Source organism: Pseudomonas sp. JDS28PS106 (genome assembly GCF_036706555.1).
Classification (GTDB): Bacteria; Pseudomonadota; Gammaproteobacteria; order Pseudomonadales; family Pseudomonadaceae; genus Aquipseudomonas.
This window is the reverse complement of record NZ_JBAJGT010000010.1, coordinates 36,580-48,031: the sequence shown is the minus strand read 5'-3', so window position 1 is coordinate 48,031 and position 11,452 is coordinate 36,580. Positions and strand designations below refer to the sequence as shown.

The window sequence follows — 11,452 nt, the reverse complement described above, 5'->3', positions numbered from 1 at the left end:
TCGAGGGCGTATTCGTGTCTGAGCGTAAACCCGAAGATATGGAGACGGGTTGGACTATAGGGCGGTATCAAGCCGTACTAGGGGTCGCGTACTTTCTGATTGTAGCGTTCTGGTCAGTAGGCATCGTGTTTCACGGAGCCCCTGATGAGTCGACCCATTTTTTTCTGCTGGAGTATCTGAAAACCTACCACTCATTGCCCGACGTCGCGGAACCTGTACACGCGTTCACCGGAAGCATTTCGGGCTACACATGGCATCCGGGTGACTTCTGGTATCACGGACTGCCATTTCCACACGTACTCGCTGCACTCGGCACTTCATATGGATTCGGTTGGATAATGCCAACCGAATTTGGCTATCTTGCCGCACGAAGCTGCAATTGGCTGATGGGGGCAGTGTTTGTCTGCGCCTTGTTTCGTATCGGAATACACGCAGGCCTACCGAAACAGGCAGCCGCTCTGACGGCAGCCATCATATCCCTCATCCCTCAAGTCTCGTTCGTATTCTCCTACTTCAACAGTGATGCATATGGCCTCATGAGCATCGCCCTGAGCTTGAGCACGCTCTTCGGCTTTCTGAAAAATTCAAATAAAATTACCGCCATGCATCTGGGTGCGTCGTTAGGCCTTCTATTCATGGCCAAGTTGTACATGTTGCCTGCCGTGGTTTTCATTCTCGTGATGCTGTTAGCGCATTACTGGATCCGCAACAGGAATCTGGCAGCTCTAACCCCCACGATGTTGATTGCCTGTATGATTATCTGCGCACCAATGCTGATAATTACCTACCTAAAATTTGGAGAAATATCTGGTATTTCTGGTCAAATGGCTTTCGTAGCAATACACAAAGCCAATCCGGCTATCAATTTCGGTACTTGTTATTTTGCGTGCCCCGAGCATTTCTTCAATATAGAAACCATTCAGCCTTGGCTAAGTGTGGCGCTACATAGCTACTTCTCGGTTACTGGGTGGATGAACGTTTATATTCCGGCACCTTATTACATAGGCGCGGCAATAATTCTGATAGCTTTTACACTCGGCGCCATAGGCAACACGGTGCGCAGCTATTTCTACCAGAACACCAGCGACTTTTTGCTACGTAACCTGCTGCCGTTGCTAATGACGCTCGGTCTGTTCCCGTCCATCATAATATTAAGCCTGATAGCCTCTCAAAAATCATTGCCACAGCCGCAAGGTCGCTACCTCTTCGTCACGATTCCGTTCATGATGATTCTTGCAGCTATTGCGCTTACCTATCAGGTCCGCTACAAAAGCGCTATCCTCACTGCTTGCACTCCGAAAACTGCGAAACTTCATATCGTGTTGCTGACCATCGTTGCCTGCTGGATGGCTTGGACGAACCTGTTGGCCTGGTCTCTAAACACGCTCTCTCCCGCCAACATTCAGAAATCGGCCATCGGCCGCCCTGTTGCCAGTGCTGTCCTGGCAAGCGATGCAGCACGCGAGCTTATTCCGAGAACGATAGACGCCAAACATCTCGTGGAGCGACTGCAGTTCGTCAACGATAAACTTATGTTAAGCGTGCCTTCGGGGCAGGCATCGGTCATCGGATATTACGATGCGCTCGCTATAACTGCCGACGGCCTGCTTTTGCGCGGATGGACATACATAGATCAATCGAACGGTGCTCCTTCGTATGTGATTGCCATAGAGGCAGGAAAGATTGCCGGAGCAGTTGCTGTGGACGTAAGCCGGCCGGATGTTGCCAAAGCCGTTGGATTCAGCCCAGCGCTCCGTACCGGCTTCAATGGTACTATCCCTCTCGCCGCTACGTCTGAAGAATGCAGTCTGAAACTGTATGCCGTCAGCTCGACCTTTAAAATTTTCGCAATGCCTGATGTATGTGAATCCATCGGGCATTCGGCTCACTGATCATGGGTATCTCAATGGAAAACATCCCGCTTTTTTCGGCCGTCAAAGCCAATGCCGGTCTAGACTTCCTGTCGCCTTTGAAGGCAGTCCTGGACAGCCACTGGTACGTTCTGGGGAGCGAAGTCAAGGCGTTCGAAGAGGAATTTGCCGCTTATGTAGGCGTGTCCAACTGCGTGAGCGTTGCGAATGGCTCGGATGCGCTTGAGTTGGCGCTCAAGGGGCTGGGTGTCGGGGTGGCCAGTCGTGTCGTGGCGGTTGCCAATGCTGGTTTCTACGGGAGCACCGCCATTCATGCAGTCGGCGCAGACCCGGTGTATGCGGAAGTCGATCCGGATACACTGACGCTCTGCCCAAAATCGCTGGCAGCAGTAATAGCCGAATCGAAGCCTTCGGTAGTTATCGTCACGCACCTATACGGCCAGCTGGCGAACATCGAGGAAATCGTTAAAGTCGCCTCCTCTGCAGGCATTCCGGTTCTTGAAGACTGCGCCCAGTCCCATGGTGCGCGTCGCAATGGCAAACAAGCTGGCAGCTTCGGAACGATCGCCTGTTTCAGCTTTTACCCAACGAAGAATCTTGGCGCTCTGGGTGATGGCGGAGCAGTAGTCACTAATGACGATGCTTTAGCCGCGCGTATCCGCCAATTGCGACAATACGGATGGGATCAGAAGTACCGCATCGCTGTACCTGGTGGCCGTAACAGCCGCCTGGACGAAATGCAGGCGGCGATTCTCCGTATCAAATTGCCCTTGCTTGATAGCTGGAATGAACAACGTCGTTCAATCGCTCAGCGTTACAGTGCGGCTTTTGCCGGCTTTGACATGCAATTGCCATGCTCCGTGGCAGAAGATTACGTAGCCCATCTTTATGTGGTACGCGTCAAAGACAGGGCAGCGTTTGCCGCCGCGCTCAAGAACCGGGCAGTCAGCACTGATATCCACTACCCTATCGCTGACCATAAGCAGCCTGGCTACCCTCAAGCCTCAGCATTAACCCTGGCAGTCACTGAACAAGCATGCGAAACCGTCATATCGCTGCCTTGCTTCCCGGGTCTGGGCGATGATGAGGTGGATCGCGTCATTGCCGCTGTCACGGCCTATTTTTCCGAGGAGATATGACTTTGCTGACGTTGGTCATTCCTGTCTATCGCAACGAAAGTAATCTTCCAGACCTGCTAAAGGCGGTCACCGCTCTGGACACAGAGCTGGAAAGTGCTCTTGAAGTGGTGTTCGTGGTAGACGGCAGTCCTGACCGCTGTTACGAAGTACTCAGGGAACAGCTGCCTCTCCAGACATTCCGCTCAAAGCTGATTTTGCTGTCGCGAAACTTCGGTTCGTTCATGGCGATTCGTACAGGCCTCCAGCACGGAACCGGTGATCGGTTCGCCGTCATGGCTGCGGATCTGCAGGAACCGCCTGAGCTGGTCCTCGAAATGAACAGGGTTTTGACCCGCGGTAACGCCGACGTGGTTGTCGGCGTGCGCGAGGCGCGTCGAGACCCATGGGCGACGCGCACTGCTTCCAGACTCTTCTGGGGCTTTTACCGTCGATACGTGATACCGGAGCTTCCTCCGGGCGGTGTGGACATGTTCGCCTGCAACAAAGCCTTTCGCGATACGCTGCTGACGCTTGAGGAGCGGCACAGTTCTCTGATCGCCCAGATTTTCTGGATGGGTTACCGTCGCGAGATAGTTACCTATACGCGTCAGGAGCGCGTGCATGGAACCTCTGCGTGGACCCTTCGCAAGAAGATCAATTATCTGATGGACAGCGTGTTCTCGTTCACAGACATGCCGATCCGGCTCCTGACCCGTGTGGGGGCGTTCGGATCGGTATTGGCGGCGATCTTCGGTGTGTTTACCTTGGTCGCCAAGATCGAGGGGATGATCGACGTACCCGGCTATGCGATGATCATGCTGACCATCACTTTCCTCGGGTCCCTGAATCTTTTGGGCTTGGGGATCGTTGGTTCCTATGCGTGGCGCACTTATGAAAACACTAAGAATCGACCCTTGGCGATCCCAATGCGGGTAGAAGGGTTTGGAGAAAAAAATGAGCAGCGGTAAGGATTTCTTTGTTCATAGCCACGCCCTATGCGAGTCTGAGAACATTGGTAAGGATTCGAGGGTCTGGGCCTTTGCACATGTATTGCCTGGCGCGCGCCTGGGCACCGAGTGCAATGTCTGCGACAACGTTTTTATCGAAAATGATGTCGTCATTGGTGACCGTGTAACGCTGAAATGCGGCGTACAGGTCTGGGATGGCATCACCATTGAAGACGATGTTTTCATCGGACCGAACGCAACCTTCACTAACGACCTGTTCCCTCGCAGCAAGGTATATCCGCAAACCTTTGCACGCACGATCATTCGCAAAGGCGCCTCCTTGGGCGCGAACTGCACGATCCTGCCTGGGATCACTATCGGCATCAATGCGATGGTGGGTGCTGGGGCAGTGGTAACCCGCTCTGTTCCGCCCAATGCGATCGTAGTGGGCAACCCTGCAAAGATTATCGGTTACGTTGATGCCAAACCTGTTGCAGGAACTGCCGAGTCCGGACAGCAGACCGCGCCCGGCGTGATACCAACGTCCGTCAAGAACGTCACGCTGCACACGATGAACGAAGTGACGGACATCCGTGGCAGCCTGTCGGCCGGTGAATTCGAGCGCTCTGTTCCTTTCAAATGCGAGCGTTACTTCCTCGTCTATGACGTACCCACAGCCGAAACGCGAGGCGAGCATGCGCATCGTCTCTGCCATCAGTTCCTGGTCGCGGTAAAAGGTTCGGTGCATGTCGTAGCAGACGACGGGAGGAACCGCGAAGAGTTCGTTCTGGACAAGCCCAACCTCGGCGTACATCTGCCTCCTATGACATGGGGCATCCAGTATCGCTACTCATCAGACGCTGTGTTGCTAGTCTTTGCCTCTCACTATTACGACGCTCAAGACTACATTCGAAACTATGACGAGTTCAAATCCTTGATTAAAGAGACAGACTAAGCTCGCATGAAATTTTCGGTCATATCTAGAACACTTAAACAGGATATTGCCCGATTCCTGCTGTCAGGCGGGTTCAATACCGGCCTGACATATGGAATATATCTGCTACTGATATTAGTATTAGACTACAAATTGAGTTATACCATATCCTATGTCTTTGGAATTTTATTAGCGTACCTTCTGAACAGGTACTTTGTATTCAAAAGCCATAAAGGAATCAAGTCCGTACTGTCTCTTCCGGTTATTTATGGAGCTCAATATTGCGTAGGGCTATTTCTTATATGGATCTGGATTGATAAATTGAACCTCAGTCCCCAGATCGCTCCGCTAGTGGCAATAGCGATAACGCTTCCGATAACCTTCGCGCTTTCAAAACTGGCATTTTCAAATAGGGCTTTGCATAAATGACCTTGACACACAGCGTTTCTCCGACTTCAAACTTGTCCAGCCTAATATACTTTGAGCTTAACCGAATTTGCTCCACTAGAAGATTCGTAGTCCTGCCTGAGGCGTGCTTCCCTAAAGAATGTTGAACGCGCTTTGAACCCATCACATTCACAGCGTGGCTCAAAGATTTAAGATCAAGCTTAGTAACGTCGACCATATCAGACTGAGAAGCTTGGATTTAACTGACGATATTCGGCCGCATGACTCTCACCGATGCATTTACAGGCTCAGCACGTGACCATACCCCACTATAAAAACCCATCAAAGGCATACTCTTTATCGGCTTGGACCGGTGCATTTCTAATTATAGGTTTGATTTTCAGCCTCTTGTGCTTTTACTTACCAATTAGCAGGGCGTCGCTCGTACTTGACGTCAGCTCTAAAGCTTCAGGAGAGTCGCAACTCTTCTTTGGAGAGACGCCCGCTTACGAGCAAAAAAATAGCGCCTGGCAGCACATCAGTCCAGGAGCGAACGAACTCACATTTCCCTTAAGAGGCTCCTATGCATATCTTAGATGGGACCCATTATACGGCGCAGGTACTATCGAACTTAAGGATGCGTATATATCCATACTTGGCCAGCGGCTGGAAATAGATCGTCTAACTCTAACCCCTGCGCACCAAATTGCCCGGTTCGAACGAATACATAACGCAACGCTCATTGTCACCGACGCCGCTGCTAACGACCCTCAAATTAACGTATCGCTTGACTTCGACGGGCTACGAAAACAAAGAATCATCGTCAGTGCCTTTATAGGGTTCATTTTAGCCCTCTTCTTTATAATCTCATTCTTTTTCAGAGAGCCTATTTTTAAAAAGTTCGCGGATGCAGATGCAGGGATACACCACATTTTATCCGCACTACGAAACGACAGCTTCAGTTTCAAAGAAATCGCTGTGCTAACAGCGATCGGCTCACTGCTGTACATCTACTTCATTTCCAGTCTCTCGCTGTCTATTGATGATGAAATGGCTGCCGTACGTCGAGACCCTGCAGCTTGGGTATCTCAAGGGCGCTGGTTCGTCTACCTTGTTGAGAAATTTCTGTTTCCTCAGTCGGCGATTCCTTTTGCTCCCTATATATTTCTGGTTATATCTCTTGCGCTCTCTTATGCGCTAATTCTTCGTGCGCACGACCGCAGACCTGACTGGAAGAGTTATTTACTTTATCCTATATTCTGCGCCTATCCAACGTGGTGGTTTATATCGGAGTTTTATTCGAATATTCCTGCGTTAGCTTTTGGCGCGCTATTTGTAAGCTCCAGCATATATCTTAGCTTCAAAAATAACCTTTTCTCCCACTCGCTCAGGAATGCTATTCTTAAAAATTTTCTGATATGCATTTTGCTTGCTTGCGCCATTGGCGCTTATCAGTCTCTGTTACTGCTCTATGCAAGCCTAGTATGCGGGGCACTCATCGTAAAGCTGCAGCGTTCTGAACAAAACAGCATCACTCTTGCAAAGAGCACACTAGCAATCCTCTTTAAGAACTTCGCTCTAGTTATTGCTTCTTTTGTCTTATACAGCGCACTAAACAAAATAGCGCAGATAACTCTCGCCGCCGACAGTGGATACCTAGGAAACTTTATAAATATTAATGCGCTGCTAAACAGCCCCTCCGAAGTACTGTCAGGGGTGATAGCCGAGATGCAACTCATATATACCGGCAACGCAACGCGCTATGGCGCTAGCATCGGCCTTTCATATTTCATTATGATAATAGCTACACTTAGCCTGGCATCAAAACAACTAGGCAAAAGCGTACTCCTTCTTACTTTATGGGCTGGGGTACTAATAACCCCCTTCGGCCTCAATTTCGCATCGGGCGGCCTGCCCTTGCCACTACGCACTATGCTTGGAGTAGCTTACGTAAGTTGGCTAGCATGCCTGCTTACGGCCTCTTACAAACGCCCGCTCGCGGTATTAATTTTTGGCCTAGTGATAGCAGCTTATGAGATCCAGCTCCTTAGTGCCAACTCGCAATATATTGCTTCGTCGACCATCACTCAAGCACACGATAGAATGCTCGCTGCCGACATCTACCGGCGGATAGGGGAGCTCGATGACACTTTTGACCGGACAACTCCTGTAGAGGTAGACATATATGGTAAAAAGCCAGTTAACAATCTGTACGCGGATGGCTGGTCTTCGACAATGCAAGGTTCTTTCTTCTCATGGGACAATGGTAACATTGAACGCATGAGCATCTTCATGAGGATAATGGGCTATGAAAATATATCTACGCCATCTGCCGATGAACGAATAGCTCTAACACCTAACTTCAAAGAAATGCCTATCTGGCCAGCTGCTGGGTCTGTAAAAAAAGTTGGTGAACGCTATCTTGTTAGGCTTAGCAAGGAGCCAGATCCGGTTCATGCAACGTACCAGCCCTGATCTGCTGCTTCGTTTTGCTGATATGTAAATGAAGCGCACCTAAATTTGTCGGCGTCACATCTGCCCAACAGTGCTTAGAGCTTAGAAAAGTCTAACATCAATGGGCAGATTCGCTGATAGAGTGGACAGCAGTGACCATAGCAAGCCGTTAGATTTTCTACGAGCCAATAGGCGGCAATACCCAGTAAATCCACATTATATTTCTCGTTCGTTTACGCAGAACGACCATGCCGTTAAACTTTTATTCCCGCGGCAGCGCAGTGACATTCGCGAGAGCGGTAGCTCTGGCGGCATTTGTGCCTTACCAAAATTATCGAGTAGCAACGCGTTAATCCCTTTGCATTTTGACTTGATTCCTGAGTCGTACGGGCTCAGCTAGTATTGCGCCTCAAAACGTTCCCGCAACTGCCGTAACGACTGATGAGCATACAAGCACAATATGGCCTCGTCAGACTAAACATAGTCACGACTAGCGCCAGCGCGGTTACAGAGTTAGCGCGCACGGTTTCGGACTGCGGAGATTCATTCGAGGGGCATGGTGGTAACGTTTCACACCAATACAGAAGCGCCACTTCAGTCCGCCGGTCAGCTTGGCAGGCCACATGTTCCTGGGACGCATGTTGATTCGTGCTGTAGCGAGATGAGCTTTGTACATAGCTATTGATCCGGAAGCTATGGCCGATCTCAAGCGTTTTGCGGCAAGAACTTTCTAGATACTATATATATCCAGGCGACCGTAGTAGGCGCGGTGTGGGGTATCAACAGTCATCTGGCAACCATTATGGGGCCAAAACTTTGATCCACTGGAGCCCAAGTTTCTGGCTATTTACTTAGAGGCTAAGGTGTGCGCCGCAAATATGCGGATACCTTAGCCTCAGCCGAGGATGCAGGAGTCAGCCTGTGACCAGGCAGCTGCCCTACGACGGTAACAGACGCCACGTCAACCCTGCCCCTGCTTCAAGTCGGCTAATGTGGTCCGTTTTTTCGCTGGAATTCTAGCGATTTTTACCGATAACTTGCCAAATCTCTACACCCTATGGCGAAGCAAATAGCAAATAGCAAATAGCAAAAAAGAAAAAGGCGTACGACGGCGATTACATTAGTCGTAAAGCCGGAAATCCGAACGGAGGTTTTAAATTGTTCACGATGAGAGGCCCAGCAATATATTTGGTATCCGGATCGCACTTCTGATAATAGATGACAAAGAAAGAGGTAGCGCGGGATATTCTCACACCGACATCGCATGACGCAGGACAAGATATCAGATCAACTTTACGCGCCACCTCATTTTCTATAAATCAGATCTTTTTACTAGCTGGCGATACGGGGTGGAAAGGCGACACTAAAGTCTTCCGCCAGAATCGTCAGATTCGGGTTGTAGAAGGGATCATTAGCGATGATTTTCTTCCACTTGCTCTGCATATATTCGACTTCGCTGATGAAGCGCTTGATCTTTTCGGGTGTGTCCTCAAAACCCCGTGTTGCGGACTCGTGGTGATACAAATCCGCATTGGGCGTCCAGATATTCTCGTACCCTGCGGCCATTATCTTCAGACACAGATCCACATCGTTGAACGCAATTTTAAGTTCTTTTGCGTTCAGACCACCCACCTCTTCGAAGATCGATTTCTTGACGATCAGGCACGCGGCGGTGACAGCCGCCATCCCTTGTATCAAGGACGCCCTTCCAAAATATCCGTGATGCCCTCGGGGCAGCATCTTGTGAGCATGTCCGGCCAAGGTCAGCGGCCCCATGATCACGCCACCGTGCTGCAGTCTGTCGTCGGGGTACCAAAGCCTGGCACCGATCGCGCCAGCATTTGGCTGCAGTGCCAGTGACACCATTTCATCAAGCCAATCGGGATTGATGACCTCGATATCATTGTTGATCAGGCCGATCAGCTCGCCTTTTGCATGCTCGACAGCGTTGTTGTTGATGGCAGAGTAGTTGAACTCACCCTCATCACGGATCACGCTGACGTTGTCCAGTCTGGACAGGAATTCAAAATATTGAAGTGACTGGGGGTCGTCTGATCCGTTGTCGACCAGGATGATCTCATAGTTGGGGTAAGTGGTTTTCTGGCGGATACTTTCGATACATTGCTTGACGAGTTCGTACGCGTTCCGGGTCGGAATGATAAGGCTGACCAGCGGCTTCGCCACAGGCAGGTCGTAGTGAACCCTATACATCCCAAAGTCCAGCAACTCAGCGTGTCCCGCTATCCCGGACCGCTTGAGATGTTCGTCCAAAGCCCTTTGCCCGGCGTGCTGTGCATACGGCTTCTCGTCGCCGGACATCGCTGTGCTGCCAGCGTGGATGCGCCAGTGGTAGAGAACGCGCGGAATATGTTTGATCTGACTCGCTTCGACCTGCTCAACGCAACGCAACGCAAGGTCATAGTCCTGAGATCCCTCAAAACCTGTTCTAAACCTGCCGACCTTCTCAACCAGCGCTCTACGATAAACGCCCAGGTGGCTGATCATGTTGTGTGAGCGGAACAGGTAAGGATTCCAGTCAGTTTTGAAGTAAGGCGCAGATCTTGCTCCCTGCTCGTCGATCTTGTCCTCATCCGAATACATCACTGCCACATCCGGATTCTGGTTGACAGTCTTCGCAACCCAGAAAAGAGCATGCTCTGGAATAATGTCGTCATTATCCATCAGTACAATAAACTCTCCGGTTGCCATATCAAGCGCCGAATTGGTCGCTTTGCATATATGTCCGTTTTCTTCGCGATAGCACACTTTGATTCTATGATCCGACTTCGCACTCTGATCAAGAAAAAGTTTGACTCTATGATCGGTAGACGCATCGTCTGCGATACACAGTTCCCAATTGAAATACACCTGGTGTCGGATGCTTTCGATCGCTTCTTTAAGCATATCAATTGGAGGATTGTAGACGGGCATTATTATCGACAAGAGCGGCTTCTGCTCCCAAGCGCCGATTTCTTCATACATGCAGAGACGATCAATGTCCGTCACGGTGTCGAACTGCTCGACCCACTGAGCGTACGAGTGCGGCTCTTCAGCTACGGCCATGGCGTCATTGACTGCCATCACAGGAGCGGCGATCCGTTCATGGCCTGGTGCATCGGCAACCAGGTCCTGTTGAGCATGTTGTCCACCCAGCGTACGCCTGATGGCACTGACCAGTTTTCTGATTGGCGACGTTACTTTCCAGCTGGTTGAGCCTTGAAGCTCTCTGATGGTGAGATTCAAGTTATGAATATGCGTATCACGCTCGATCAAGGCCTGCCTGTGAGCCGCTTCTCTTCTGGTTAACTCCTGCTGCAATGCCTCTAACGCTGCAGCGGATTGCTTTTTCTGAAGAGAGCTCTCGTGGCGGAGACGCTTAAGCATGACTCGGTGACCTCTTAATGAAACGAATTCCTTATCGGCTAGCCCCTTTGCAACCCAGCAAAACGGCTACCCGCATCCAATCAGCGCCGGCATATTACACCAAATGTGTATGAAGGTTGGGTGATATGATGGCGTTTTCATAGCTTGCAGGCCAAACCGCCCTGGCGCTACTGGCTCACCTCAGCCCGATCAGCGCTTACCGTGCAGGAATCGACTTGCTCAAAGCAGACAGAACCCCATCGGGCAGCACTCATCCAGTCTTGGCAGAAAGGTGACGCCAGATCAAGGCTCAGCGCATCTCGGATCTACTTTAGCGTATAGACCTTGTCCAGATGTCGTCTGCCGATGATCGTCACC

General features: G+C 50.6%; 7 protein-coding genes. 6 read left to right on the top strand and 1 reads right to left on the bottom strand.

The features are described from left to right. Positions 1 to 14: 14 nt before the first annotated feature. From TRP66_RS16850 to TRP66_RS16825, 6 genes are all read left to right on the top strand, one after another. Positions 15 to 1,892, top strand: a complete 1,878-nt coding sequence (locus TRP66_RS16850; protein ID WP_333404815.1) for a glycosyltransferase family 39 protein — start codon at positions 15 to 17, stop codon at positions 1,890 to 1,892. 14 nt (positions 1,893 to 1,906) lie between these two features. Next, entirely contained in the window at positions 1,907 to 3,010 is a 1,104-nt protein-coding gene (locus tag TRP66_RS16845) for a DegT/DnrJ/EryC1/StrS family aminotransferase (RefSeq protein ID WP_333404813.1), read from the top strand. Then, positions 3,007 to 3,957, top strand: a complete 951-nt coding sequence (locus TRP66_RS16840) for a glycosyltransferase family 2 protein (RefSeq protein ID WP_333404811.1) — start codon at positions 3,007 to 3,009, stop codon at positions 3,955 to 3,957. Before TRP66_RS16845 ends, TRP66_RS16840 begins: the two co-directional genes overlap by 4 nt. Next, positions 3,944 to 4,891, top strand: coding sequence for a WxcM-like domain-containing protein (locus TRP66_RS16835; protein ID WP_333404809.1), 948 nt, complete (start codon positions 3,944 to 3,946; stop codon positions 4,889 to 4,891). Before TRP66_RS16840 ends, TRP66_RS16835 begins: the two co-directional genes overlap by 14 nt. Positions 4,892 to 4,897: 6 nt before the next feature. Next, on the top strand, positions 4,898 to 5,299 hold the full coding sequence (locus TRP66_RS16830; RefSeq protein WP_333404807.1) for a GtrA family protein: 402 nt from the start codon (positions 4,898 to 4,900) through the stop codon (positions 5,297 to 5,299). Between the two features lie 273 nt (positions 5,300 to 5,572). Then, complete coding sequence (locus TRP66_RS16825) at positions 5,573 to 7,732, top strand: glucosyltransferase domain-containing protein (RefSeq protein WP_333404805.1); 2,160 nt, start codon at positions 5,573 to 5,575, stop codon at positions 7,730 to 7,732. A gap of 1,311 nt (positions 7,733 to 9,043) precedes the next feature. Here the strand turns inward: TRP66_RS16825 and TRP66_RS16820 are convergent. Further along, positions 9,044 to 11,095 carry a glycosyltransferase family 2 protein gene (locus TRP66_RS16820; RefSeq protein ID WP_333404803.1) on the bottom strand — a complete coding sequence of 684 codons (2,052 nt, stop codon included), beginning with the start codon at positions 11,093 to 11,095 and terminating at the stop codon, positions 9,044 to 9,046. Positions 11,096 to 11,452 lie beyond the last annotated feature (357 nt).

What these genes read in the sequence shown, in the direction of transcription:
- TRP66_RS16840 (WP_333404811.1), top strand. Translation starts at nt 3,007, where the DNA reads ATGACTTTGCTGACGTTGGTCATTCCTGTCTATCGCAACGAAAGTAAT.
- TRP66_RS16845 (WP_333404813.1), top strand. Translation starts at nt 1,907, where the DNA reads ATGGAAAACATCCCGCTTTTTTCGGCCGTCAAAGCCAATGCCGGTCTA.
- TRP66_RS16820 (WP_333404803.1), bottom strand. Translation starts at nt 11,095, where the DNA reads ATGCTTAAGCGTCTCCGCCACGAGAGCTCTCTTCAGAAAAAGCAATCC.
- TRP66_RS16830 (WP_333404807.1), top strand. Translation starts at nt 4,898, where the DNA reads ATGAAATTTTCGGTCATATCTAGAACACTTAAACAGGATATTGCCCGA.
- TRP66_RS16835 (WP_333404809.1), top strand. Translation starts at nt 3,944, where the DNA reads ATGAGCAGCGGTAAGGATTTCTTTGTTCATAGCCACGCCCTATGCGAG.